The sequence below is a fragment of the Amphritea atlantica genome, from assembly GCF_018860855.1.
Lineage (GTDB): Bacteria > Pseudomonadota > Gammaproteobacteria > Pseudomonadales > Balneatricaceae > Amphritea > Amphritea atlantica_A.
Map to the genome: position 1 here is coordinate 82027 of NZ_JAHKQE010000028.1, position 24826 is coordinate 106852.

Below are 24826 nucleotides of genomic sequence, written 5' to 3' on the forward strand. Positions count from 1 at the left end.
TTTAATCCTGAATATTAAGCTGATAACTGAAGCGCCAATCGCCCGAGTCGTTTACCCTGTGCCAGGCAAAGCGCGGCTTCGGTGTCATCGACGGGGCGGTTACTCTGTTGTCCGGCAAGATGAGTCACGCCGTAAGGGGTGCCGCCGCTGGTGGTGCTGATGAGCCCAGCTTCGCTGTAAGGCAAGCCGCAGATCACCATGCCATGATGCAGCAAGGGCAGCATCATACTAAGGAGGGTGCTTTCTTGACCGCCATGTAGGCTTGAGCTGGAGCTGAATACTGCGGCCGGCTTATCGATCAATGTTCCGTTTAGCCAGAGGTTGCTCGTAGAATCAATAAAGTATTTCAGCGGCGCGGCCATATTGCCAAAGCGGGTTGGGCTGCCGAGTGCGAGGCCGCAACAGTGAGCAAGATCGGCTTCGCTGCAGTACAGGTCACCATTCTCGGGGATGCTGTCCTCGGTCGCTTCACAGTTTGCTGAGATTGCAGGGACAGTCCGTAGGCGAGCTTCTATTCCGCTCTGTTCGATGCCCTGAGCTATCAAGCCCGCCATGGCGCGGGTGGCACCTTGGCGGCTGTAGTAGAGTACCAGAACGTAAGGGTTAGGCACTTACAGAATCTCCAGTACAGACTCTGGTGGGCGGCCGATGCGGGCCTGACCATTGGTAATCACGATAGGACGTTCAATCAATCGTGGAAATTGCACCATTAACGCGATAATTTGCTGATCGCTTAGGCTGTCATCGTTTAGATTGTTCTCTTTGTATTCCGCCTCGCCTTTGCGCAGTAGTTCACGGGGGCTTATACCCAGTTGTGAAATGACGTCGGCTAGTTGTTCTTCCGTGGGCGGGTTTTCTAGATAGAGGCGTATATTAGGGGTAATACCTTTCTCTTCCAACAGCGCGAGTGTAGCGCGGGATTTTGAGCAGCGTGGATTATGATAAATTTCAACAGACATGGTACTTATCCTGTTCGGAATGACAGTTTTTGATGTAAGTGCGATATTGTATACAGCTTAGCTACCAGCCTAAAGAGCGGCAGGGTATTATATCTGTTTTATTCATCGTTACAGGATCGTTATGAAGGGCAATCATCTGTATACCCTGCGGGGAATTGGGCATTTTATGCTCTATTTAGCTCGCCAGTTTATCAATAATAAAGGGATGCTGAATGCCTCCGCGTTAACTTACACGACTTTGTTTGCGGTGGTGCCGCTGATGACGGTTTCATATGCGATGTTAGCGGCGATCCCTTCGTTTCAGGGCGCGGGAGAGCAGTTGCAGAGCTGGATTTTTGAAAACTTTGTCCCGGCAACCGGTGCGGTCGTGCAGGAGTATTTGAGTGATTTCGCTGCTCAGGCCAGTAAGTTAACCGCAGTGGGTTTGATCTTCCTATTTGTTACATCAATTATGATGATGAAAAATATTGAGGGCGCTTTTAACCGTATCTGGCGGGTGAGCGAGCCACGTAAAGGGATGTCGAGTTTTCTGCTGTACTGGGCCGTCTTAAGCCTTGGGCCGATCCTGATTGGCTTGGGCTTGTTGGTTAGTTCCTATATCGCTTCGCTGTCTCTGTTTACCAGTGCGACGGAGTTAGTCGGCCGAGCGCGGTTATTATCGGCCTTGCCCTTAGTCATGTCGGCTGCCGCCTTTACGCTGCTTTACGCGGCGGTACCTAACTGTAAGGTGCCACTGCGCAATGCCATTATTGGTGGTCTAGTCGTGGCAATTCTATTTGAAACGGCCAAACGTGCCTTTGCGCTGTTTGTCACCCAGTTTCCTTCCTATGAGTTGATCTACGGAGCCTTTGCCGCCGTGCCGTTGTTTTTGGCATGGATCTTTATCTCTTGGACGATTATTCTGCTCGGGGCTGAATTGAGCCGTGCATTGACGGTCTACCGGGATCATCGCAAAGGCAAGCATCTGTCGCATCTGCATACGTTAGTCGCGGTGCTGCAGCGTCTTTGGAAGGCACAGCAGGTGGGAGAGTCGCTTTCTGATCGACAGCTGTTACAGCAGGTGGAAGGGCTCGAACAGAATGAGTGGGATCACTATAATGGTATTTTACTGCATGCTTCGGTGATCAGTCGTACTGAGAAAGGCGGCTATATATTGGCTCGAGATATGGGTAACTTTACGCTGGATCAGTTGAATCAACTACTTCCATGGCCGCTGCCAGAATGCTCGCCGGTGGCCGCCGTGACGCCTTGGCAGCAGGTGTTAGATCAGCGGTTACAACATCTCTGTGAAGTGCGTCGACAAGATCTGGGTCTGACGCTTGAGCAGTTGTTTACCGAAAAAGCTAAGGGTGATGCTGAGCTTGAACTGCCCAGCACGCCTATTCTAAACGATGTTTCACAACCGCAAGAGGGTTCTTAAATGGTGCAATGTTTACACGCTTTTGTCAGTGGTCGGGTACAGGGTGTTTGGTTTCGAAAATCAACACTGGAAGCCGCGCAGGCGCATGGGTTAACTGGCTGGGTACGTAACCTCGATGATGGTCGGGTCGAAGTGATGGCTCATGGGCACGAACATGGATTGTTGCAACTGGAAGCTTGGCTGAGTATCGGGCCTGAATTGGCGACGGTGGCCGAGGTAAAAAGTGCACGGGTTGAGCCTGCAGAGGAGTATATCGAGTTTATGATTATCTGATGGCCCCTGATAAGCCGCCTGACGTGAAACGCTAAGGTTGTGTTGCGGCAAATTGATATAGCTAAGAGCTGTCGAATTTATATTCGATGGCTCTTTTTTATGGCTGGAAGGTTGATGAATCAACGCCTACCCAAGGGTATGGCAATTAAGGTGTTGGTTTATCTGTCGTGATTTGGAGAGGAATATTAGTCTTGGCTGTTATCAAAGGTTTTATCCTTTTCAGCTTTGAACGATCAATGTTCAGTCTTCAGTCTTCAGTCTTCAGTCTTCAGTCTTCATAGCGGCGTTGGCTGCGGTACACTTTTTCGGGATACCAAACTTTGCCATAGCTGCCGTTATAGCGGGCTAAGGCTTCGGTTAGGTTGCCTTTGGAGCGCTTGAGGTAGTGTTTCAAAATAGTGGCGCCGTAGCGGAGATTGGTTTTGATATTGGTAAGATTGTCATCATTGCGGCCAATCTCTTTTTTCCAGAAAGGCATAATCTGCATCAGCCCCTGTGCACCAACGACCGATACAGCAAAGCGGTCGAAACGGCTTTCTGTGTGGATGACGCCGAGGAGCAGAGCGGGTGGTAGTTGTACGCGGTCTGCTTCGGCGTGCACGGTTCTGAGAATCTCGATGCGTTCTCGATCACTGTCCACATAGCGTTTGATTCGGCCGGACATATCCATCAACCAAACCTCGGCGGCAAATCGATCTTCGAAACTACTGCTATCGGCAAACGCCTGTTTCAACTCTTCCCGTAATTCAGGGTCGATTTCCTGCGTCGCCGCCGATAGCGATAAGCTCCATACCAGTAACAACAGAGTCGTGATCAGTCGCACAAAGAGATTCCTAAGCGGTTTAAACATGGATTATAGCGGTTTTTAAATGACCGCTTCAAAACCTTCAAATTGTGGTGGGCCCATATAGATATCTTTGCGGCCACCGGCATTAGCATGGGCTTTTTTGAAGGCATCGGATTTTAGCCAGCCATCAAATGCCGCTTTGTCCTGCCAGACAGCATGGGATGACATCAGTGTGTACTCTTCGGTGGTGTCGCCCTGCAACAGGTTGAAGGAGATAAAGCCCGGCACTGATTCGAGGTGGCTATCGCGGTTTTTCCAGATGTCGATAAAGTCTTGTTCGTGGCCCAGTTTAATACGGAAACGGTTCATGGCAATAAACATAGCGAGTGAGTTCCTATCAGAGTGTAAGGCGGTTCAGCGGGTCGTTGATAAGCAAGGGCTGAACCTTATGGTGTTAATAATGCTTGGCTTTGGCGGGGATTTCCAGCCTTCGGGCAAGGTATTCAGCAATACTGTTTGAGTAGACTCGGTTTTCGTCGTGTTGTTCCCCCACTTTTGAGGTGATAACCGGTAATGGGGTGCCGAAGTGGCGATTGGCCGTTATTTTAGGCAAAAAAAAGCAGGCGCGAGGCCTGCTTCGATTACTGAGGACTTAAATGAACCCTAGGGCTTAAATTAACTGAGCCCCGAGATAAGCCCTGAGAGATTTTACTGTGCGAAGGTTGAGCGCATAAACGCATCGAGTTCGGCCAGTTGAATCTCCTGCTTGTCGGCTGCGCGGCGGTATTTATACTCTACGGTGCCCGCTTCAAGACCGCGATCAGAGATCACGATACGATGAGGAATGCCCATCAGTTCCATATCGGCCATCTTAGCACCAGGGCTAACCTTAGGGCGATCATCAAGAATCACGTCATAGCCTGCCGCTGTCAGTGTTTCATACAGGGCATCAGCTTGGCTGCGAACCGCTTCCGATTTTTCATACTTAAGCGCAACCAGTGCAATGCTGAATGGCGCAATCGCTTCTGGCCAGATAATGCCGCGGTCGTCATAGTTTTGCTCAATGGCAGCAGCTACCACACGGGAAACCCCGATACCGTAACAGCCCATATCCATGGTGACGGCTTTGCCATTTTCATCCAGAACGTTGGCATTCAGTGCTTTGGCGTACTGTTGTCCAAGTTGGAAAATATGGCCCACTTCGATACCGCGTTTAATGACGATGTTACCTTTACCGCAAGGGCTAGGGTCGCCTTCGACGACATTACGTAGATCGGCCACTTCGGGTAGGGCAACATCACGCTCCCAGTTGACACCGAAGTAGTGCTTGCCTTCGATATTGGCACCGGCACCGAAGTCAGACATCATCGCAACGGTACGGTCAACGATACAAGGGATTGGCAGATTGACTGGACCGAGGGAGCCAGGGCCGGCACCGATGAGTGCTTTAATAGCTTCTTCATCGGCCATTTCTAATGGTACGGCAACCTGCGGTAGTTTTTCTGCTTTGATCTCGTTGAGGTCGTGATCGCCGCGTACCAGCAATGCAACAAAGTCGGCATCGCACTCGTCAGACGCGTTTACAAACAGTGTCTTGATGGTTTTTTCAATCGGTAAATTATGCAGTTCAACCAACTGAGCGATGGTTTTGGCGTTGGGTGTTTCTACCAATCTCATCTCTTCGGTGGGCGCTGCGCGTTCACCTGCAGGGGCTACGGCTTCGGCTTTTTCAATATTCGCGGCAAAATCACTGCTATCGGAAAAGGCGATATCGTCCTCACCTGAATCGGCCAGTACATGGAATTCATGGGATGAATTACCACCAATTGAGCCGTTATCGGCCAGTACAGGGCGGTAGTCCAGTCCGATACGGTCAAATATTTTGCAATAAGTTTGATGCATCAGATCGTAAGTCTGCTGCAGAGACTCCAGATTACAATGGAAAGAGTAAGCGTCTTTCATAATAAATTCGCGTGAGCGCATGATGCCGAAGCGAGGTCGGACTTCATCACGGAACTTGGTCTGAATCTGGTAGAAGTTAGCAGGCAACTGCTTGTAACTATGTATCTCGTTGCGCACCAGGTCAGTGATCACTTCTTCGTGGGTTGGACCTACGCAGAATTCGCGGTTATGGCGGTCATGCAAACGCAGCAGTTCTGGGCCATACTTTTCCCAGCGACCGGATTCCTGCCATAGCTCAGCGGGTTGAATAGACGGCATCAGGACTTCCTGAGCGCCGGATTTGTCCATCTCTTCACGAACAATCCGTTCAACTTTGCGCAGGGTACGCAGACCCGTGGGCAGCCAGTTGTACAGCCCCGCCGCGACTTTACGGACCATGCCCGAGCGAAGCATCAGCTGGTGGCTGATAACTTCTGCATCAGAAGGTGTTTCTTTCAGTGTTGCAATCAGAAATTGACTGGCGCGCATAGATTTTTATACCTGATATCCGAAACTTTAAAGAGCAAGCATTTTAGGGGGGGGAGGCGTTTGGAACAAGGGGGCAACGGAACTATTCAATATAAAAACCTAAATACTGATATCACACAGGTTCCTTTGGCCTCAGGAGGCTCTATAATCGGCCGCTGATGTTACAGGGGAAAAACGATGCAGCTTAAAGAGATCAACAAAGAACGTTACAGTAAACATTATAAGCAGACGATGGTTGGCGTGGTGATTGTACTGGCGGTGATTGCATTAGCGGTCTCTACCCTACTGATTCAGTTATTGGGTAATGGCGATGGCAGTCATTTTTGGTTTAACGTGGCTGGCGTCGTTTGTGGCGGCGTTGTGGTGTTGATGCTGCTGCGTCGTTACCGTCACCATGAGTATATGCATGAGATGGTCTATGTTTGGGATCTGAAACAGATGCTGAATAAGATCTATCGTAAGCAGAAAAAGATCAAAGCAGCGATGGAAGAGGGCGATCGAGACGCGATGATCATCATGAACTGGAGTTATAACGGTTCAGAGCAGTTGTATAACTTAGATAACAACACTATCACCATGGAAGACCTGCACGAATCGATGCGAGAGCTGCAACAGGTTATGGACAAATATGGTGTAAGCGTTAGCAATGACGATTTTCGCCCTGAGATGTTGGATAAGTTTTGAGTTTAAGCTTTTAACGTCAACATAATTTAAATCATGTCAGGGCGTCGTTGCGATCAGACGCGCCGCCTTGGTCTTTAGGTATCTGTGCTTGCGAGTGTTCAGCTATGACGTCCAACTTTTCGCGAGCAACGCGCATAATAGGGCGGCGTTAAGGCCGATTCTATTATTCACATCATCACTCCTAGGGCTCTAACGCTGAGCTTTAGCGACTCACTTAAGCCGTCAGACGACTGCGCTTATATTTTAATGAACTCAGATGTGTCGTCGTTGTGTGTGCTTAAGCGGCAGTCTCATCAGATTAGACTCAGGCAGCCGTCTTCTCCTAAGAACGATAATGTCTGTTTTTTTCGGTGATTTTTTGTTGCAGTATTCGTCGCTTCAATCTCTGTTTTTCCCCGAGTATTTCTAAATACACATGTTTATTCACCAAAGCTTAGCTATTTAATTAGGGTAATCCCCTGAGAAAAATGGTTTTTTTCTAATTGAAAGTAAAAATAATTGACACACCTGTTTTAAAGAGTAGCATTTCGCAAATGATAGTCATTCTTATTCGCAGTGTAGTTAGCTTCACGTAATTACGAGGTATTTATGAGTTTACAAAAAACGTCCATCGCATTGGCTTTATTCGCATCTTTAACGGTATCCAGTGTTTCACAAGCAGCACTAAATTTTGATCAAGAGCTACAAACGTATAAAACATTTGCCGTTGATAAGATTGATGGGCTTGTGACCCAAACTCAGCAGTTTGTCGATTATCTTAATGCTGGAAAAATCGATGAAGCAAAAGCCCTTTATCCACTTGTGCGTATGAACTTTGAAGCGGCAGAGCCGATTGCTGAAAGTTTTGGTGACTTAGATCCACGCATTGATGCACGTAAAGCAGACCTTGAGCCGGGTGAACAGTGGACCGGTTTTCATCCTATTGAAGAGATTCTGTGGGTGAAAAATACCACTCAAGGGACAGAAAAGTATTCAGGACAGTTAATGTCTGACGTTAAAGAACTACGTGCCAAAGTCTCAACCGTTGAAGTGACGCCTGAACTGATGGTTCAAGGTGCCGTTGATCTACTCAATGAAGTCTCTACCAGTAAGGTCTCAGGTGAAGAGGAAATCTTCTCTCATACTGACCTGTACGACTTCCAAGGCAATATCGATGGTGCAGAAAAGATCTTTGTTATTTTTAAGCCAAAACTCACCGAGCTTAATGCTGATTTAGTTCAAACGCTAGAATTGCGCTTTGCCGAAGTGAACCAGTTATTAGCAGCACAAAAAGTCGATGATAAATTTAAATTTTATACCGAATTGAACCAAGACGAGATTGCAGCCTTAGCCGAAGCGGTTAATAAATTAGGCGAACCTCTGGCTCAAATGGGCATCATTCTAGGATAAGCAATGACCAGTAAACGACTTACCCATGCTGTCGATGAGCCTTCTAGCTTATCTCGCCGTCGCTTGCTAAAAGGAGCCGCCATTGGCGGCTCTGGCCTTTTGTTTGGTAAAGCCATAGCGGCTCAAACATCTGATCAGCCTCAACCGACTCGCAGCACTGACACTACGCAAAGCATTCCCTTTTATGGCGAGCATCAGGCGGGCATTACCACACCGGCCCAGCGTCATGTTTACTTCATGGTGCTTAAGCTAGATAACACGGACCGGCAGGCCGTGATCAAGCTGTTCAAAGAGTGGACTCGACAAGCGGCGCTACTGACACAGGGTAAAAATATTGGCCCTTACAGCAACAACCATTTTATTCCCCCCGCTGATACGGGTGAGGCCGATAGTCTGCATGCTTATAATTTGAGCCTAACCTTCGGTGTTTCTCCCTCTTTTCTTGAGAAATTAGGTTTGCAGGATAAAGCGCCAGCCGAGTTTAAACCACTGCCTCATTTCCCCCGTGATCAATTGCAAGCGCAGTACACCGGTGGTGATATCTGTATTCAATCCTGTGCTGATGATCCTCAGGTGGCTTTCCATGCGATACGCCAGTTAGTTCGTCATGCGCGTACCTCAATGGTTTCGATGTTGTGGGCTCAAAATGGTTTTAACGCCTACAACGATGTCAGCCAAACGCCCCGTAACTTATTTGCATTTAAAGATGGTACGGCGAACGCATTAACCTTAAAAGATGCTGAAAAATATATTTGGGTTGATGATAAAAACTGGCTACAGGGCGGCAGTTATATGGTTGTCCGCCGTATTCAAATGCATTTAGAAACCTGGGATCGCACCAGTTATGGTGAACAAGAAAATACCTTTGGGCGCGATAAGCTCAGCGGTGCACCGATGGGACAGCAGCACGAGTTTGAGCCCATCGATACGGGGCTAAAAGAGAGCAATGGCGACCCTGTGATGCCGGTCGACTCCCATGTGCACCTTGCTCATCGGACAGGGCAGCAGTTACTGCGTCGTTCTTATTCCTATACCGGCGGCATTAATACGCTGACGAGTCAGTATGATGCTGGGTTACTGTTTATCTCTTTTCAAAAATCGCCACAGCAATTTATTACCATCCAAAATGCTTTTGGCAAAATCGATAAAATGAATGAGTACATTACCCATGTTGGAAGCGGTTTGTTTGCCTGTTTCCCTGGTGTAAAAGAGGGGGACTATCTTGGACAAGCTCTACTCGAAGGTTAATCGCTATCGCTTTCTAAGTCGTTTGATTATCGGTTGTGTGATTGCCTTTAGCTGGCCGTCATTTGCGGCTGAAAAAATCAACTTTGCGCCAGCGTATATCGCTATCTCAGATGCGATAGGTGCCACTAAAAGTGGTCAGCAAAAGGCGGCAAAAAACGATTTAGGGCAGATGAGACAGTACTTAAATAGCTTAAGTATCGCCGACACCGCAAAGAAACAGTTAGTGGTTCAAGCGTTGGAGACGGCGAGCAACAGCCCATCCGTTGATAATTTGACCGCACTCTCGGCGTCTTTGATTCAGCTAGAGAAGTATGTCAATCCCGTTGATTATGACACGCTGCGTAAGCAGTTTATCAAGCGGGTCATGCCGAGTTACCAAGCGATGGCTAGCGCGGTGGCGAAAAAGGATATGGCTGAATTGCAGTCGACATTTTATACCTTTAACCGAGCATGGGCGAAAAGAGAACGGGTGGTTCATGAGACCAGTATGGGGCATTACGGCAGAATAGAAACCGCGCTGGCCCTGCTCAATGTCGCTAAAGCGCGAGAAAACCCATCTTGGGATGAGATTGCTCAGCAAACGAATATCCTTGGCGAAACCCTTAGAAGCTTTAATAACGGCGAGACGATAGCCACCACTGATAGCGATATGAGCTTAGGAGAGGGAATTTCGTTATTAAACACCGCTCTCAGTGATTATCAGCAAAACGACAGTGAGGCCGGTAATCAGCGGGTGTTGGCGTTTATCCAAAACTGGCCAGTGTTTGAAAGTGACGTGAGTACCCGTTCACCGCGGTTATATACTCAGGTTGAAAGCCAGCTACCGCTGATTATTGCTGCTGATGGCGACGACAAGAGCCAGGCTAAGTTAGCTACGCTGATCACTGAACTGTCGGCGTTAAATCCTTCTGCTAATTACACCGCAATGGATGCGGCGCTTATCTTATTGCGTGAAGGGTTAGAGGCGTTATTCATTGTGATGGCGCTGTTCTCTGCGATGCAGGCGGCACAACAAAAACGGGGGCAACGCTGGGTTGTCGGTGGTGCGGTGATCGGTCTAACGGCCAGCTTAGTGCTCGCGTGGGCGTTGGTGCGTTTCTTACCGTCTAATTTAGCTGGCAGCACCCGTGAGGTACTGGAAGGTGTTGTCGGGTTGTTTGCGGTGGTGATGATGTTGTTCGTTGGCATCTGGTTGCATGGTAAATCCTCGGCAGCGGCGTGGAAGACGTTTTTGCATAAGCATTCCACCGCAGCGGTTACCGCCGGCAGCTTTCTCTCTTTAGCAACCCTGAGTTTTCTAGCGGTCTTTAGGGAAGGGGCGGAAACCGTTCTGTTTTATGCTGGGATTTTACCAAAGATAGCACTGAGTCAGTTTTTCCTCGGTATTGTGATAGCGTTGGTGATTCTCGCCATTGTTGCTGCCATTATTCTTAGAACCTCGGTTAAATTGCCGATTCCCGTGCTCTTTAAGATCTTTACGTGGTTAATCTATTTCTTAGGTTTCAAAATGCTAGGGGTGAGTATCCACGCATTGCAATTGACGGGTCATATCAATATCAAGGTACTGGAATGGTTGCCGACCATTAATGTTATCGGTTTCTATCCAACCGTTGAAACGCTGAGCGGACACGCTATCTATGTGTTGATCGTGATTGCATCGATTGGCTGGCAGCGAAGAAAACAAAGGTGTTGATGGCGCTTTGATTGCTAAGTTAGGCATTATGAAAATGGGTATAAGCCATCGCTTATACCCATTTTTTATTGACCAACGATCAAGGTTAAACAGTGACTACTTGGTAGTAAGTTCGGTAGTAAGTTCGCTGCAACCTTCTAGGATTGAAGGGGTTCTGCTTGCTTGAGGGTCACTTCCCGCTGCGGGAATGGAATCTCAATGTTGGCATCATTGAATGCTTTATAGATGGCACCGTTAATCTGAAACTGTAGTTCAAATAACTGTTTAGTCGGCACCCAGTAGCGGTAAGCAATATCGACGCCGGAGTCGCCGAAGTTGGCTATCCCCACCTGTGGGGCGGGCTCTTTAACGATCTCCTGGTTGGCTTGCAGTTGTGCTTGAATCAGTGCGATAGCTTGGTCTGAATTAGCCGAGTAGCTGATGCCTATACTGGCTTCAACAATGGTATTTTCAAATGAGTTAATCAGTACCTCGCCAACGATATGTTTATTGGGAATGGTAATGATTTCACCATCTTCGGTCGACAGCTGCGTATAGGCCAAACGGATCTCTTCTACGACACCACAGACATCGTTACAGCGCAGGGTATTACCCACTACAAACGGGCGGGTCAAAATAATGGTAAAGCCCGCGCCGTAGTTTGAGAAAACCCCCTGTAAGGCTAAGCCGATACTCAGTGAGATAGCACCAATCGCGGCAATAAACGGCGCGACACTGATACCAAACTTGCCGAGGCAGATGATCGCCACCATGGCGATCAGCAATAGCTTAATGGTGCTGCTGATAAAGTTACTGAGGGTGACATCGACCTTATTGCGTAGGCAGATATTGAGTACTAATTTACCGACCCAGCGCGCGACGATCAGGCCAATAATCAGGATGATGATGGCGCCGATCACCTGAAAACTGTAGTTCACAAAGAAATCGATAATTAGGGTGTAAAACTTTGACAGATCTGCCAGCTCGTCTGTGATCATAGACGGGTCTCCTGTAGCTGAACGGTTGATTGCCCTGCTTAGCAAGGCTAATCAGCTGAACGTGCCACGAAACCAGATTTAATGGTCCTGCAGCGCCATAAATTCGGTCAGCTGATCGAGTTGCCGTTCATTGTATACTGGAATGCCGCTGCGCATAAGTTCATCCGCTGTTGCACCAGAACCAGGCTTGATGGTGCCGTTGAACTGGCCATCATAAACTTCGTGATTACCACAGGAGGGGCTGCGAGACTTCATCAAGGCACAACAGCAGCCTTCACGCTTAGCTATTTCGAGGGTTTTTTCTGCCCCCGCTAAAAATTGCGGAGTGACATCCTCATCGTCAATGTTGGTGATATGTAGCGGAAATTTATCCTGAATTTCTGCTGGCGCTCGGGGCGTGCTTAAACCCCCTTCGATTTCAGGGCAGACAGGCACTAAGCGGCCCTCATCCCGCAGCCGTTGGATAAGCGGGCTGTCGATGAGATTATCTTTACCGTCGTAACGGACTTTGCTGCCGAGTAAGCAGGCACTGATCAGTATTTTATTGTTTTTTTTGGTTTTCATCATTCTAGGTACAGATGCGTGGCTTTGTGACGGGGCGGATTCTAACAGGTAAAACGGGCAGGGCAATTAAACTCAGAAGAAAGCTGATGTTATCGCGATATTTTTATGATCTAGCGCAGTTTCCAGACGGGATTCATTCTTAGTAAATAGCAAAAAAATTAATTTACTGTTTACGACTTTACTGTTTTTAGGGTATATACTTAGGGGTATACCCTAATTACGCTCTGGCGCTGGCCAAGCTTAGATAATAAAAACTAGGAATTTCCGATGGATCTGAATCTTACCGAAGAACAACAAATGATTCAGGACGCCGCCCGCCGCTATGCGGAAAGTGAATTGGCGCCGACCGCAGAGCAGCTCGACCAAACTAAAGATCATAGTATTCTTACCGCCCATTGTCGTGAACTTGCCGAGCTGGGCTTTATGGGCCTGAATATCGATGCCGATTACGGCGGAACAGAAGCGGGCGCGGTTGCCTTTAGTGTAGCGGTGACCGAGATCGCACGGGCCTGCGCATCAACGGCCGTTACCATGTCCGTTACCAATATGGTGGCCGAGGTTATTCAGGTAGTCGGCAACGAAGAACAGAAGCAGCATTACTTGCCGAAGATTTGTAGCGGTGAATACCTCAGTGGTAGCTTCTGTTTAACGGAAGCGGGGGCGGGTTCTGATCCGGCCTCAATGCGTACTAAAGCCGTTAAAACCGATACGGGCTGGTCTATTTCCGGCACTAAACAATGGATCACCAGTGCCGAATTTGCCGGTGTTTTCGTGGTCTGGGCCGTGACCGATCCTGAGGCGAGAAAAGGCAAAGGGATTACCTGCTTTCTGGTGCCCGCCGATACTGCCGGTATCACCGTCGGTGCTGCCGAGAAAAAGATGGGCCAGCACGGCTCAGCCACCAATGAAGTCCATTTTGATCAGTGTGAAGTACCCGACTCAGCCATTCTCGGTAAGCTGAATGATGGTTTTCGAATTGCCGTCAGTGAATTGGCTGGTGGGCGTATCGGTGTTGGCTCACTGGCGTTAGGTATCGGGCTGGCGGCGATGGATTACGCCATTGCCTACACCAAAGAGCGTCAGCAGTTTGGTAAGCCGATTGCTGATTTTCAAGGGTTGCAATGGATGATTGCCGACCGGATGACAGAACTTGAAGCCGCACGTCTTTTGTTGATGAGCGCCGCAGATCGTAAACAGCGGGGCCAGAGCTTCGCTAAAGAAGCCTCAATGGCCAAATTGTTTGCCAGTGAAAAAGCCAATCAGGCCTGTTACACCGCCTTACAGTTGCTCGGAGGCTACGGTTATATGCAGGAATATCCGTTGGAGCGTATGAGTCGGGATGTGCGCATTACCTCAATCTATGAGGGCACCAGCGAAGTTCAAAGGCTGATCATCGCACGCGAAATTCTAAACGCTGTTAGCTGAGGATCTACTTTTGAAAGAGCCCCTGAAAGGTCTAAAAGTTCTCGATTTGTCCACGCTGTTGCCGGGCCCTTATGCAACCATGATGTTGGCAGATTTAGGTGCAGAAGTGTTACGGGTTGAGTCGGCTTCTCGACATGATCTGGTGCGCAATATGAAACCGTTGATCGATGGTCAGTCGGCTGCCTTTAGCTACCTTAACCGGGGTAAACAATCTCTTGCGCTGAATTTGAAACACCCCGAGGCGATTGGGCTAATCAGTCAGCTGGTGGCGGAATACGATATTTTGATTGAACAGTTTCGCCCAGGGGTGATGGCGCGTTTGGGATTGGATTACGACACCCTAAAACAGGTTAACCCTCGGCTGATTTACTGCTCTATCACCGGTTATGGTCAAACGGGCCCCTACCGTGATAAAGCGGGCCACGATCTTAACTATCTGGCTTTGTCTGGGGCGGCCAGTCATATGGGGCGTAAGGCCAGCGGCCCTGCACCGATGGGCTTGCAGGTAGCCGATGTGGCGGCCGGCTCTCACCCCGCCGTGATTTCCATATTGGCGGCGGTGATTGGTCGGCAAAGTAGTGGTGAAGGCTGTTATTTGGATATCTCGATGGCGGATAACACCCTAGCGTTACAGGCATTGATGATACCCGCTGCGCTAAACGGTGCGCCGGACCCGCAGCCCGAGAGTAACTTTCTCAATGGCGGTGGCGTCTATGATTATTATCGTACCGCCGATGATCGTTACCTGTCGGTGGGCAGCCTAGAGCCGCAGTTTCGTCAACGGCTGGCAAGGGCGTTGAATATTCAAGACAACCCGCCTTTAGAAGATCGTCAGCTGAAAACCTTATTACAGCAAAAATTTGCCAAGCAGGATCTCGAAACCTGGTGTGAGGAATTGGCCGAGCAAGATATCTGTGTCGAGCCGGTCTTAACGGTGTCTGAAGCTGCCGAACACCCCCAATTTATTGCCCGCAATATGATCGTCACACAACCGAGTGGTGAACGGCAGGTCGATTCGGCGCTGGGGTTTGAGCAACAACCGATACAGCCTGCGCCTCGGTGTGGTGAGCAGGGTGCACAAGTAATGGAAAGATTAGGCTATAGCCAGACTGAAATTGATAAATTGAGGGATGCCGGGTTGTTTGATTAGCCTGTCATCTTACGACCAATAGCGGTTTGAATAGATAAAAATAAGCAGATAAAGGATGAACCTGTTACGAGAACCATCGTGTTTTCTAACAGGGCCTTAATAAACATAATAACGAGGCAAATAATGACTATTGAGAACTATCAGGAATTTTACGATTCCTTTACTCCATCCATGATTGAAGAGAAGCTGATTGGTGATCTGAAACAGGGCTTTAATGTCTGTGAAGAGATCTGTGACCGTTGGGCTGAGGATGATCAACGTATCGCCTTAAATTACGAAGGCGCTAGCCGTCCGGCATCGAGTCATTCTTTTGCCGAGTTGCAGCAGCGTGCGGCACAGTTTGCCAATCTGTTGACAGCTCGGGGTATCGGTAAAGGCGATCGGGTGGCGTGTTTAATGCCACGGACGCCAGAACTGCTGGTGGTCGTGTTAGGCACATTGCGGGCCGGTGCGGTGTATCAGCCGTTGTTTACCGCGTTTGGTAGTGGTGCGATTGAGTATCGGGTGACGCAGGCTGAGACGAAACTGATTGTCACGGATCCCGATAATATTGAGAAACTGGACACCGTGAATGGTTGTCCTCCGGTCCTGTTATTTAATCGTGATAACGCGGCGGATAACTATGCTGAGCTGCCTGATTTTGAAACAGAGATGGCCGCTCAGAGCAGTGCATTTGAACCGGTTAGAATCGAGGCGGATGATCCCTTCCTGCAGATGTTTACCTCCGGTACGGTGGGTAAGGCAAAAGGGGTGGCAGTGCCTACGCGTGCACTGTTGTCATTCTATGTTTATATGCGCTATGCCGTTGGCTTAGAGCCACAAGACCGTTATTGGAATGTAGCCGATCCCGGTTGGGCTTATGGTTTGTATTATGCGGTTGTTGGACCCTTACTCTTAGGTAACACCACGCATTTCAATGAGAATGCGTTTACCCCTGAAACCACCTATCAGATGCTGAGCAAGTATAATATTACCAACCTTGCCGCAGCACCGACGGCCTATCGTTTATTGATGGCCCATGAGAACTTGTTAGCCGAGCATAACGGTTTTGAACTGCGGCTTGCCAGTAGTGCCGGTGAACCCCTAAACCCTGAGGTAATTGGCTGGGTTGAGCGTCGTTTAGGCTGCCCTGTAATGGATCATTATGGTCAAACAGAAACCGGTATGACTGCCTGTAATCACCATAACCTCAAACAGGATATTGTCCGCGTTGGGTCCATGGGATTCTCCCTGCCGGGTCATCGTGTAGTGGCATTGGATAATGATCTCAATGAGCTACAAGAGGGGCAGATTGGTGAGCTAGCCGTGGATATGGAAAAATCCCCACTGTTTATCTTCCCTGGCTATACCTGGGGTGAGAAAAACCCGTTCCGCGGCAAATACTATCTGACCGGTGATGTGGTGGTTAGCCATGGTGACGGCAGCTACTCCTTTAACGGCCGTGATGACGATATTATCACGACCGCTGGTTACCGTGTTGGGCCATCGGATGTTGAAAATACGCTGCTAGAGCATGAAGCCGTGGCGGAAAGTGGCGTGATCGGTAAGCCGGATCTTGAGCGTGGCGCGATTATTAAAGCCTATGTGGTACTGCGCGAGCAGTTCGATCCGAGTGAGGAATTGATCGCCGAGTTGAAAACCCATGTGCGTAGCCGTTTATCGACCCATGCTTTCCCGCGTGAGATCGAATTTATGGTGGAACTGCCGAAGACACCGAGCGGTAAAATTCAGCGCTTTATTCTGCGTAATCGCGCCAAGGATGAAGCGGATGGCATGTCATAACGATGACTGAGCTACTAGCACTGCCGACGGAGTACCGGGTACGTAACCCGAACTTCGCGGCAGAAGTTGAACGGGTATTTTCTCAGGCACCCTTTGTCCAAGCGTTAGGGTTTCAGTTAACGGGTTTTGAAGCAGGGCGCTGTAACACGGCTTTGACATTGCAAGAGAACCACCTGCAACAGGACGGTTATGTTCACGCCGGAGTGCAAGCCACTCTGGCTGATCATAGTGCGGGAACCGCCGCGGCCACGCTGTTGGCCGAAGGACAGATTATTCTCACCGCAGAGTTTAAGATTAATCTGTTGCGGGCGGCTAAAGGTGAGCGGCTTTGCTGTCAGGCGCGGGTGCTAAAACCCGGTGCTCGTTTGATCATTGCCGAGGCTGATGTATTTTGCCTCAATGGTTCTAGTGCCGAGTTAGTGGCTAAAGCTATGGTGACGCTCGCGGTGGTCGATAAGCGTTAATAATAAAACGAATAAAAACTATAGGGCGACGTTTCTATGCCTGTTATGACAATCGAACAGATGAATGATTTTCTGGCGGAGCATTTTCCGCAGGGTGAAAAGTTTGGCGTACTCTCCGACTTAGGGGATAGTTGGGCCGAGATGAGGCTACCGGTTGATACCGGACACCTGCGGCCGGGCGGTACGGTTTCTGGGCCATCGATGATGGCGCTGGCGGATGTTTGCATGTATGCGGCACTGCTAGGCCAGATTGGTCCGGTGGCGTTGGCGGTGACGACTAACTTGAATATCAATTTTATGAGCAAACCTCGACCGGATTGCGATCTGATCGCCCGCTGTAATTTGATGAAAGTGGGCAAGCGATTAGCGGTTGGCGAAGTGTGGATCCGTTCAGAGGGCAGTGATGAGGTGGTGGCGCATACGACGCTGACCTACTCAATACCAGTGGAGCGTTAAAGAATGGCTGAGATTCAGTGGCAGGAGCGGCGACTTATTCTCGACGATGGTACTGAGATTTTTGCGCTGCACGGTCGTCATCCCCATAACGAGGGTTGGGATAGGCCCACCCTTGTGTTGTTGCATGAGGCATTGGGGCATATCGATATGTGGAAGGATTTTCCACAATTGTTAGCCGATGCAACCGGTATGGACTTGTTGGTTTATGAGCGCCGAGGTTATGGGCGTTCATCTCCGATTACCTTACCGCGCCCAGATGATTATCTTGATCAAGAGGGGCGGGATTGGGTTAAGCCGGTGTTGGATGCGGCAGGACTAGAGCAGGTGATCCTAGTCGGACACAGTGATGGTGGTTCTATCGCACTGATTGCCGCGGCGGCGTTGCCTGATCGGGTAGTGGCGGTGATTACCGAGGCGGCGCATATTCGGATCGATTCTTTAACTACGGCGGGTATTGTTGCCGCCGTAGAACTGTATAACACCACTGACTTTCCTGAAAAACTGGCCCGTTACCATGGTGAACGCACGGAGCTGTTATTTCGCGCCTGGCATGAAACCTGGCTGCGGGATCGTTTCCAGCCGCTAGACTTGACGGACTGGGTGCACAATATTCATTGTCCAGCGCTGATTATTCAGGGGGCAGAGGATGAATATGGCGAAGTCTCGCAGGTGGATGATATTGTCAATGGCATCGGCGAAAGCGCAACGGGCTTGTTTATTCCGCAGTGTGGTCATGTACCCCATCTACAAGCCAAAAAAGCGACGCTGAAAGCCATGACCCAATTTATTGAATCCTTGACGTTGTAGCCTGATTTTTTAGGGGCTATCAATAATGGCGATAACGAGGAGTATTGGATTTCAATACGCTGGATCTGGTTATCGTTTACGCCGGTCTGAGAAAGCCCATCGCGGCAACATAAAAACGCAATCTCTTATGCTATGATGCCTGCTTATTTTTCCTATATATCGACTTCTGCGCTCTATAGGCTGTGTTTGCAACGTTAGAGAGGGAGATCGGTTATGAGTCGTTCAGCTAGTACCAACGCTGTTTGGATGTTGCTGCTGTGTACGTTTTTCTGGGGCGCGTGTTTTCCGGTGGGGAAACATGCACTAACTGAAGTGAGTGCTCTTACCCTAGTGCTTTGGCGTTTTGCGGTGGCGGCAACTTGTTTATCCGTTTATGCCGTTTGGGCGAAGGTTCCGCTGCCACGGTTAGCGCCAAAACAGTGGTTGTGGGCGATTATTGCTTCGATAGTGGGCGTCGGCGGGCTGAATCTATGCCTGTTTACTGGACTGACAAAAACCGATGCCAGTAATGGGGCATTGATTATGGCGTTGAGTCCGTTAACGACCTCCTTAATGGGCACACTGTGGCAGCGAAAATTCCCGCATCTGATTGCCATCTTCAGTCTGATTATCTGTTTGTCTGGTGTGTTGTTGGTACTGACCAATGGCGAGCTATCCCGGTTGCTAGGCTTTGAATTTAATCAGGGCGATCAACTGATTTTTGTCGGCATGCTGTGTTGGAGTTTGTATACCTGCCTGACTCAAAGTATCGGTCGTTGGCTGCCGATGATTCCTTTCACCCTCGTTGGCATGATGGCGGGTGCTGGGGTGATCTCGCTGATGTTAGCCTTTAGCGCTGAGGTGCATCCGTTGCAGGAAAGTCTAGGGATCTCCTCATGGGTATTGGCAGATCTGTTGTTCATTGGTGTCTTTGGTACGGTGGGCGGCTATCTGTTATGGATCAGCGGTGTGAATCAGTTGGGTGCTGCGACGGCCTCGCTGTTTTTTAATTTCGTACCGGTGTTTGCGGTATTGACTGCATTGCTCTTTGGCCAGTCCGTGACGGAGTTGCAGTTTGTCGGGATGGCTATTGTGATTGCGGGGCTACTGCTGCCGAGGGGGCTCGCGTGGCTGAAACAGCACTCGACTGCTGTTGAGGAGCTTGAAGCTGCCGTTGAGTTAGAGGTCGAGTCGGTGGTTGAAGCGGTTGTCTCGATTGAGACGGCGGTGATTCGTGAAACGGTTAGCCGCGATAAGTAGTCAAGGCCTCTGACCATTGCCCAGTTAGATAGGTGTCAGCGGGGTAGGCAACAGAGTGGTCGTCAACCGATGTTGAGTGATGACTCTGCTACCGTCTTTTCTGTGATCTTTGCTAACCGTGTAATGATCTAGCCACTTAGCTTTCTAGTTGCGCGGCTTGGTTTACCAGTACCGGTAAGCTTTCTGCCCGCATTTTACTCATCACCCGAGAGCGGTGTACTTCGACCGTTTTTGGACTGATGCCCAATTCTTCGGCTATCTCTCGGTTAGCTTTGCCTGAAACCACTAAGGCCATGACTTCCCGTTCACGTCGGCTCAGGGTTTCATAGAGTTGGTGTATCTGTTCCCGCTGCTGTTGCGCGGCGAGTATCTCATCTGATTTTTTCAAGGCATTCTGCACTAACGGAATCAACACTTCGTCATCGAAGGGTTTTTCCAGAAAGTCGATGGCACCATTTTTCATGGCGGTGACGGCCATGGGAATATCGCCGTGACCACTGAGTACAATGATGGGTAGGCGGATATCTCTTTCTAACATGATCTGCTGTAGTGCAAGACCATTGATTTCGGGCATGCGAACATCCAGCAGCATACAGCCCTGATCACCCTTATAATTATTGAGAAAGTCTCGGGCGGATGAGAAGCTCTTGACCGGCAGGTCGTCACTTTCTAAAAGCCACTGCATGGAATCACGAAAATCATCGTCATCATCGACTATAAAAACGGTGCCGTTGTATTTACTCATGTTTATCTGGTCCTAGCCTTTCGCTGGAATTTTAATATAAAACTGTGTGCCTGTCTGGCCATCACTTTCTGCCCATAGTTGTCCACCATGGGCCTCGATAATTGTGCGGGAGATCGATAACCCCATCCCCAGTCCGGTCGATTTTGAGGTAAAGAACGGCTCAAATAATTTGCTTAATATCTCGCTGCTGATGCCTTGCGCATGATCAGACACGGAAATATAGATACAATCTTTGGTTTTGCGAGTGTTGATAATAACGGGACGGTGACTGATTTCACAGCCGTTATATGCTTCGATTGCATTACGGATCAGATTTAGTAGTACCTGCTCAATCTGAATTTTATCAGCGACGATCGGTAATTCACCATGTTCCAGTTCGAACTCAAAGGTGGTGTTGTGATCCAGCGCTTCTTGCTTTAAGAATTCGGTGATCTCCTGACAACTCTCGTTGAGGGAGAATTCCATGCGCTGATATTCAGTTTTCTTCACAAAGCTACGCATCCGTTTGACGATCTCGGCGGCGCGTTTGGCCTGGCGGGTAATCAGCCCCATTGAGTTGCTAATTTCGTCGACTGAGGTGATACGACCCTCTTCGATCCGGCGCATCGATCCGCGACAATAATTTAGAATCGCAGCCAAGGGTTGATTGATCTCATGGGCAAGCCCAGAAGCCATTTCGCCGACGGAGAGCAGTCGGGCAATATGGGCCATTTCCAGTTGGTTACGTTTCATCTCATCTTCGGCTTTACGCCGCAGCGTAATATCACGGCCGATTATGGAGTAATACTCCACCTGCATATCATCGTTAAGGTTTCGGTGGGCGATTACTTCACGGATCTCAGCGGTGCGCTCTCGTCCCGAAGGTAGCTGCATTTTGATGCTGCCATACCAAGTGCCATGCGCGGCGGCATGGCTTAGCGCATCCTGCACCAACGAGGCAAAGACTTTAGGCTCAAACATCTGCTCAAGATAGAACACCATGGGGTTCTCTTTTTCGGTGCCCAAGGTGATGTAGGTAGCCTCGTTCATATAGGTCAGCTGCATGGTTTTATGATTGCAGAACATAATCATATCGGAGGAGGACTCCACCACTCGTGCTAGACGGCGGGTGGCCTGCTGCGCGAGGGTTTGTTCGGTAACATCACGGGAGACACAGACCACCTCAATCGGTTTACCCTCGGCATTTCGCAGAGTACGGCTGGTGGTTTCAAGCCAAATATAGTGACCATTTTTATGTTTGTAACGATAAACGTTGGTGTACATCCCTTTGCGATAGCGGACGGAATCTGAACGTTTAATCAGATTGTCAGCATCTTCCGGGTGGAATAGGTCGTAGCCGGCGGTGCCAATCATCTCTTCAACGGTATAGCCTAGCATCCGTTCCACGGCGGGGCTGACATCGAGAAAGGTCCATTCCGTGGTAGGGGTGTGGCGAGAGATCATATCGGTGGATTGCTCTACCAGAAAGCGGGAACGTTCGCCCTCATCCATCTCACTGATCGCTTTCAGATTTTGTTCTATACTCATGGGTGCTCGCTGATCAGGTAAAAACCCTTAAATAGTCAATTCCTAGGGGGCGTTTTACGCGACTTAGGACTTAAGGCTAACTTGTTTCGCCAGGGTAATTACGTATTATAGCGGATGCAATCAGGGTATACCCTAGAGGGTAAGATTTAACACACCCTTTTCATACAATAATAATGCTGTACCTGCTAGCTGATCGCAGATACAGCAATGTTCAGGGCTAACTATTATGTCAACACACTCGAACCCCTATCAGTTCGGACTGGATAAAAACAGTGCGAACTTCTCGGCAATGAGTCCGTTAAGTTTTATCGAGCGTTCAGCTTTCGTTTTTCCTAATCATACGGCAGTGGTTCATCAGCAGACTCAGCGTAACTGGTCAGAAACCTATGACCGTTGTCGTCAGCTTGCCAGCGCTTTGGCTCAGAATGGTATTAGCAAAGGCGATACCGTGGCCGTGATGGCCCCCAACCTGCCTGAGCTGTTTGAAGCACACTTTGGTGTGCCAATGTGTGGTGCGGTTTTAAATGCGCTTAACGTGCGTCTGGATGCTGAAGCGATCGCCTTTATTCTGCAACACGGCGAAGCCAAAGTGATTATGGTGGATCGGGAGTTTTCTGAGGTAATTGAACAAGCACTGAAAATGATTCCCCATAAACCTTTAGTGATCGATATCGACGACCCTTATTATGAAGGGGGACATTTGATCGGTTCTACCGATTATGAAGCCTTTATTGCGACAGGGGATGCCGATTACAAATGGCAGATGCCTGAGGATGAGTGGGATGCGATTACCCTGAACTACACTTCGGGTACCACGGGTAACCCTAAAGGTGTGGTTTATCACCACCGTGGTGCTTACTTGAACGCCATGAGTAATATTGTTTCTTGGGATATGGGACATCACCCCGTGTATCTTTGGACGCTGCCAATGTTTCACTGTAATGGCTGGTGTTTCCCTTGGAGTCTGGCTGCTGCAAGTGGCGTTAGTGTGTGCCTGCGACATGTTCGGGCGGATGATATTTATGCGGCAATCAAAAATGAGAAAGTTAATCATTTTTGTAGTGCGCCGATTGTCTTGAATATGTTGAATAATGCGCCGGATGAGATGAAAGCGGGGATCGATCATCAGGTTAAGGTGATGACTGCAGGGGCAGCGCCACCGGCTGCGGTGATTCAAGGTATGGAAGCGATGGGCTTCAGTGTGACCCATGTGTATGGGCTGACAGAAACCTATGGTCCATCGGTGGTGTGTGAGTGGCACCAGGAGTGGAATGATCGCAGTGATGAAGAGATCGCACGGTTGAAGTCACGTCAGGGCGTTCGAGCACCCATGTTGGATGGACTGATGGTGGCTGATCCGACGACGCTCGAACCCGTACCTCAGGATGGTCTCACCATGGGCGAGATCTTTATGCGCGGTAACCTAGTGATGAAGGGCTATTTGAAAAACCCGACTACCACAGAAGAAAGCTTCGCCGGTGGCTGGTTCCACTCTGGTGATTTGGCGGTATGGCATCCCGATGGCTACATCGAAATAAAGGATCGTTCTAAAGATATTATTATTTCAGGCGGTGAAAATATCTCTTCGATTGAGGTCGAAGATGTGCTGTATCGCAACAGCAGTGTGATGGAAGCGGCGGTGGTTGCCCGAGATGATGACAAGTGGGGTGAAGTCCCCTGTGCTTTTGTCACCCTAAAAGAGGGCGCCGAAGTATCTGAGCAGGAGATTATCGATTTCTGTCGGGAGAATATGGCGAAGTTTAAAACACCGAAGAAAGTCGTCTTTGGTCCTTTGCCCAAAACCTCAACCGGTAAAATACAGAAGTTTGTTTTGCGGGATAAAGCCAACAAAGATTAACGGCTTGTCAGTAGAAACAGCTGAGCAACAAGACATCGTATCTCTTGTTGCTCAGGTTTTTATCTCTAGATAGCCATGCTAGTGGTTATCGTCTCTATTCCACTCCTAACTGTCCCCTAACGATAGTCGCCCAGCTGACGAACGACCCTCTCTATCTGTTAGTGATGCAGAGTAAAGACGATTGACCTAAACACTTACCAAGTGTCGTGACGTTTTCTGCGTTTTGGCAGGTAAGGGACCATAAGACCTAAGAGTAGTCCGCCAAACGCGACTAAACCACCATAGGTAAACCAGCGCATTAGATTGCTTTCATCCATACCGTTAATCGTACGGTTGAGGCTGACGATCTCTTCCTCAAGGGCCGATACTTTTCCAGCATTGCCCGCATTTTGGCCCGCAAGGCTTTGATTATGTTGTTTCAGCGCTAAAATCTCTTCAGCTTGTGCAGCGAGATTCGCTTCATTCTGTTTTAGCTGTTCTTCCAGTTTGGGATAACGATCGGCCAAGCTCGTGCCAGACGAGATCTTATCGGCAGGCATCCAGCCCACTTTCCCACTCGGGGTTTTAATCTGGATGAAGTCGGTTTTTTCATTACGAGTAAGAACCGTTACAGGCGAGCCACTACGTATCCTTCCTGTAATCCGGTACTCGGTTCCCGGTCCTCCATGATAAAAGGTATAGACATCATCGCTGACATAATTAGCGGCGCTTGCTGATGTCGATAGTGCCGCGGCCAAAAGACATGCAAGCCATGGCTTTTTCGGGAGTTTAATTGACGAATTCATGTTCTTCCTGTTTGTGTAGACGTTCAGCCTTCCCCCCCCTAAAACCGAAACCTGGTTTTCAGGCAAAGCTGGACAGCGGTAGACCGGTATTGATGCGATAAGTTCAGCGGCTGTCGTAATAATTTAACATTATACAATCAATTGGCTTTGGGTTAAGCCCTGAT

General features: G+C 49.1%; 24 protein-coding genes. 14 read left to right on the forward strand and 10 right to left on the reverse strand.

From position 1 onward, the window contains the following. Window positions 1–14 precede the first annotated feature (14 nt). Both wrbA and arsC read right to left on the reverse strand, forming a co-directional pair. Window positions 15–611, reverse strand: coding sequence for an NAD(P)H:quinone oxidoreductase (gene wrbA, locus KO512_RS12680; protein ID WP_215952726.1), 597 nt, complete (start codon window positions 609–611; stop codon window positions 15–17). Further along, window positions 612–959 (reverse strand): arsenate reductase (glutaredoxin), encoded by a 348-nt coding sequence (arsC, locus tag KO512_RS12685; RefSeq protein ID WP_215952727.1) that lies wholly within the window; start codon window positions 957–959, stop codon window positions 612–614. A gap of 121 nt (window positions 960–1080) precedes the next feature. Here arsC and KO512_RS12690 point away from each other — a divergent pair, with 121 nt between their 5' ends. Continuing rightward, the gene (locus KO512_RS12690) at window positions 1081–2379 is read left to right on the forward strand and encodes a virulence factor BrkB family protein (RefSeq protein ID WP_215952728.1); all 1299 of its coding nucleotides are present in this window, start codon (window positions 1081–1083) and stop codon (window positions 2377–2379) included. Continuing rightward, entirely contained in the window at window positions 2380–2652 is a 273-nt protein-coding gene (locus KO512_RS12695) for an acylphosphatase (RefSeq protein ID WP_215952729.1), read from the forward strand. Between the two features lie 268 nt (window positions 2653–2920). Here KO512_RS12695 and KO512_RS12700 read toward each other — a convergent pair whose 3' ends face one another. The 3 genes from KO512_RS12700 to KO512_RS12710 all read right to left on the reverse strand — a co-directional run bounded on the left by KO512_RS12700 (window position 2921) and on the right by KO512_RS12710 (window position 5869). Further along, window positions 2921–3475, reverse strand: coding sequence for a lytic transglycosylase domain-containing protein (locus KO512_RS12700; RefSeq protein ID WP_303493328.1), 555 nt, complete (start codon window positions 3473–3475; stop codon window positions 2921–2923). A 42-nt stretch (window positions 3476–3517) separates the two neighbouring features. Next, window positions 3518–3820: an antibiotic biosynthesis monooxygenase family protein gene (locus tag KO512_RS12705; protein WP_215952731.1), complete on the reverse strand. Its 303-nt coding sequence runs from the start codon at window positions 3818–3820 to the stop codon at window positions 3518–3520. 327 nt (window positions 3821–4147) lie between these two features. Continuing rightward, window positions 4148–5869, reverse strand: a complete 1722-nt coding sequence (locus KO512_RS12710) for a proline--tRNA ligase (RefSeq protein WP_215952732.1) — start codon at window positions 5867–5869, stop codon at window positions 4148–4150. A 177-nt stretch (window positions 5870–6046) separates the two neighbouring features. On the opposite strand from KO512_RS12710, the gene KO512_RS12715 reads away from it, so the two are divergent. The 4 genes from KO512_RS12715 (at window position 6047) to KO512_RS12730 (ending at window position 10883) form a co-directional block, all read left to right on the forward strand. Beyond that, window positions 6047–6553: a DUF3087 family protein gene (locus KO512_RS12715; protein ID WP_215952733.1), complete on the forward strand. Its 507-nt coding sequence runs from the start codon at window positions 6047–6049 to the stop codon at window positions 6551–6553. Between the two features lie 588 nt (window positions 6554–7141). Beyond that, complete coding sequence (efeO, locus tag KO512_RS12720; protein WP_215952734.1) at window positions 7142–7942, forward strand: iron uptake system protein EfeO; 801 nt, start codon at window positions 7142–7144, stop codon at window positions 7940–7942. 3 nt (window positions 7943–7945) lie between these two features. Next, window positions 7946–9190 (forward strand): iron uptake transporter deferrochelatase/peroxidase subunit, encoded by a 1245-nt coding sequence (gene efeB, locus KO512_RS12725; protein WP_215952735.1) that lies wholly within the window; start codon window positions 7946–7948, stop codon window positions 9188–9190. Further along, window positions 9165–10883, forward strand: a complete 1719-nt coding sequence (locus KO512_RS12730) for an FTR1 family iron permease (RefSeq protein WP_215952736.1) — start codon at window positions 9165–9167, stop codon at window positions 10881–10883. Before efeB ends, KO512_RS12730 begins: the two co-directional genes overlap by 26 nt. A gap of 137 nt (window positions 10884–11020) precedes the next feature. Here the strand turns inward: KO512_RS12730 and KO512_RS12735 are convergent, their stop codons facing one another. Together KO512_RS12735 and KO512_RS12740 are read right to left on the reverse strand one after the other, a co-directional pair. Next, entirely contained in the window at window positions 11021–11860 is an 840-nt protein-coding gene (locus KO512_RS12735; RefSeq protein WP_215952737.1) for a mechanosensitive ion channel family protein, read from the reverse strand. Between the two features lie 78 nt (window positions 11861–11938). After that, complete coding sequence (locus tag KO512_RS12740; RefSeq protein ID WP_252735007.1) at window positions 11939–12427, reverse strand: DUF523 domain-containing protein; 489 nt, start codon at window positions 12425–12427, stop codon at window positions 11939–11941. 264 nt (window positions 12428–12691) lie between these two features. Here KO512_RS12740 and KO512_RS12745 point away from each other — a divergent pair, with 264 nt between their 5' ends. The 7 genes from KO512_RS12745 (at window position 12692) to KO512_RS12775 (ending at window position 19747) form a co-directional block, all read left to right on the forward strand. Continuing rightward, window positions 12692–13849 carry an acyl-CoA dehydrogenase family protein gene (locus KO512_RS12745; protein ID WP_215952738.1) on the forward strand — a complete coding sequence of 386 codons (1158 nt, stop codon included), beginning with the start codon at window positions 12692–12694 and terminating at the stop codon, window positions 13847–13849. A 10-nt stretch (window positions 13850–13859) separates the two neighbouring features. Next, window positions 13860–14999: a CaiB/BaiF CoA transferase family protein gene (locus tag KO512_RS12750; RefSeq protein ID WP_215952739.1), complete on the forward strand. Its 1140-nt coding sequence runs from the start codon at window positions 13860–13862 to the stop codon at window positions 14997–14999. A 123-nt stretch (window positions 15000–15122) separates the two neighbouring features. Further along, window positions 15123–16781 carry an AMP-binding protein gene (locus tag KO512_RS12755; protein WP_215952740.1) on the forward strand — a complete coding sequence of 553 codons (1659 nt, stop codon included), beginning with the start codon at window positions 15123–15125 and terminating at the stop codon, window positions 16779–16781. 2 nt (window positions 16782–16783) lie between these two features. Then, entirely contained in the window at window positions 16784–17245 is a 462-nt protein-coding gene (locus KO512_RS12760) for a PaaI family thioesterase (RefSeq protein ID WP_215952741.1), read from the forward strand. Between the two features lie 36 nt (window positions 17246–17281). Beyond that, on the forward strand, window positions 17282–17701 hold the full coding sequence (locus KO512_RS12765) for a PaaI family thioesterase (RefSeq protein ID WP_215952742.1): 420 nt from the start codon (window positions 17282–17284) through the stop codon (window positions 17699–17701). 3 nt (window positions 17702–17704) lie between these two features. Beyond that, window positions 17705–18508, forward strand: coding sequence for an alpha/beta fold hydrolase (locus KO512_RS12770; protein WP_215952743.1), 804 nt, complete (start codon window positions 17705–17707; stop codon window positions 18506–18508). A gap of 213 nt (window positions 18509–18721) precedes the next feature. After that, window positions 18722–19747 (forward strand): DMT family transporter, encoded by a 1026-nt coding sequence (locus KO512_RS12775; RefSeq protein WP_215952744.1) that lies wholly within the window; start codon window positions 18722–18724, stop codon window positions 19745–19747. Between the two features lie 136 nt (window positions 19748–19883). Here the strand turns inward: KO512_RS12775 and KO512_RS12780 are convergent, their stop codons facing one another. Together KO512_RS12780 and KO512_RS12785 are read right to left on the reverse strand one after the other, a co-directional pair. Continuing rightward, entirely contained in the window at window positions 19884–20492 is a 609-nt protein-coding gene (locus KO512_RS12780) for a response regulator transcription factor (protein WP_215952745.1), read from the reverse strand. A gap of 12 nt (window positions 20493–20504) precedes the next feature. After that, window positions 20505–22019: a PAS domain-containing sensor histidine kinase gene (locus KO512_RS12785; protein ID WP_215952746.1), complete on the reverse strand. Its 1515-nt coding sequence runs from the start codon at window positions 22017–22019 to the stop codon at window positions 20505–20507. Window positions 22020–22245: 226 nt separating this feature from the next. Here KO512_RS12785 and KO512_RS12790 point away from each other — a divergent pair, with 226 nt between their 5' ends. Beyond that, window positions 22246–23877: an acyl-CoA synthetase gene (locus tag KO512_RS12790; protein WP_215952747.1), complete on the forward strand. Its 1632-nt coding sequence runs from the start codon at window positions 22246–22248 to the stop codon at window positions 23875–23877. A 194-nt stretch (window positions 23878–24071) separates the two neighbouring features. Here the strand turns inward: KO512_RS12790 and KO512_RS12795 are convergent, their stop codons facing one another. Continuing rightward, on the reverse strand, window positions 24072–24662 hold the full coding sequence (locus KO512_RS12795) for a TIGR04211 family SH3 domain-containing protein (RefSeq protein WP_215952748.1): 591 nt from the start codon (window positions 24660–24662) through the stop codon (window positions 24072–24074). Between the last annotated feature and the right edge of the window lie 164 nt (window positions 24663–24826).

What these genes read in the sequence shown, in the direction of transcription:
- KO512_RS12745 (WP_215952738.1), top strand. Translation starts at nt 12,692, where the DNA reads ATGGATCTGAATCTTACCGAAGAACAACAAATGATTCAGGACGCCGCC.
- KO512_RS12775 (WP_215952744.1), top strand. Translation starts at nt 18,722, where the DNA reads ATGAGTCGTTCAGCTAGTACCAACGCTGTTTGGATGTTGCTGCTGTGT.
- KO512_RS12715 (WP_215952733.1), top strand. Translation starts at nt 6,047, where the DNA reads ATGCAGCTTAAAGAGATCAACAAAGAACGTTACAGTAAACATTATAAG.
- KO512_RS12695 (WP_215952729.1), top strand. Translation starts at nt 2,380, where the DNA reads ATGGTGCAATGTTTACACGCTTTTGTCAGTGGTCGGGTACAGGGTGTT.
- KO512_RS12785 (WP_215952746.1), bottom strand. Translation starts at nt 22,019, where the DNA reads ATGAGTATAGAACAAAATCTGAAAGCGATCAGTGAGATGGATGAGGGC.
- KO512_RS12735 (WP_215952737.1), bottom strand. Translation starts at nt 11,860, where the DNA reads ATGATCACAGACGAGCTGGCAGATCTGTCAAAGTTTTACACCCTAATT.
- arsC (WP_215952727.1), bottom strand. Translation starts at nt 959, where the DNA reads ATGTCTGTTGAAATTTATCATAATCCACGCTGCTCAAAATCCCGCGCT.
- KO512_RS12705 (WP_215952731.1), bottom strand. Translation starts at nt 3,820, where the DNA reads ATGTTTATTGCCATGAACCGTTTCCGTATTAAACTGGGCCACGAACAA.
- KO512_RS12740 (WP_252735007.1), bottom strand. Translation starts at nt 12,427, where the DNA reads ATGATGAAAACCAAAAAAAACAATAAAATACTGATCAGTGCCTGCTTA.
- KO512_RS12780 (WP_215952745.1), bottom strand. Translation starts at nt 20,492, where the DNA reads ATGAGTAAATACAACGGCACCGTTTTTATAGTCGATGATGACGATGAT.
- efeO (WP_215952734.1), top strand. Translation starts at nt 7,142, where the DNA reads ATGAGTTTACAAAAAACGTCCATCGCATTGGCTTTATTCGCATCTTTA.
- KO512_RS12790 (WP_215952747.1), top strand. Translation starts at nt 22,246, where the DNA reads ATGTCAACACACTCGAACCCCTATCAGTTCGGACTGGATAAAAACAGT.
- KO512_RS12760 (WP_215952741.1), top strand. Translation starts at nt 16,784, where the DNA reads ATGACTGAGCTACTAGCACTGCCGACGGAGTACCGGGTACGTAACCCG.
- KO512_RS12755 (WP_215952740.1), top strand. Translation starts at nt 15,123, where the DNA reads ATGACTATTGAGAACTATCAGGAATTTTACGATTCCTTTACTCCATCC.
- KO512_RS12690 (WP_215952728.1), top strand. Translation starts at nt 1,081, where the DNA reads ATGAAGGGCAATCATCTGTATACCCTGCGGGGAATTGGGCATTTTATG.
- KO512_RS12795 (WP_215952748.1), bottom strand. Translation starts at nt 24,662, where the DNA reads ATGAATTCGTCAATTAAACTCCCGAAAAAGCCATGGCTTGCATGTCTT.
- KO512_RS12710 (WP_215952732.1), bottom strand. Translation starts at nt 5,869, where the DNA reads ATGCGCGCCAGTCAATTTCTGATTGCAACACTGAAAGAAACACCTTCT.
- KO512_RS12770 (WP_215952743.1), top strand. Translation starts at nt 17,705, where the DNA reads ATGGCTGAGATTCAGTGGCAGGAGCGGCGACTTATTCTCGACGATGGT.
- efeB (WP_215952735.1), top strand. Translation starts at nt 7,946, where the DNA reads ATGACCAGTAAACGACTTACCCATGCTGTCGATGAGCCTTCTAGCTTA.
- KO512_RS12765 (WP_215952742.1), top strand. Translation starts at nt 17,282, where the DNA reads ATGCCTGTTATGACAATCGAACAGATGAATGATTTTCTGGCGGAGCAT.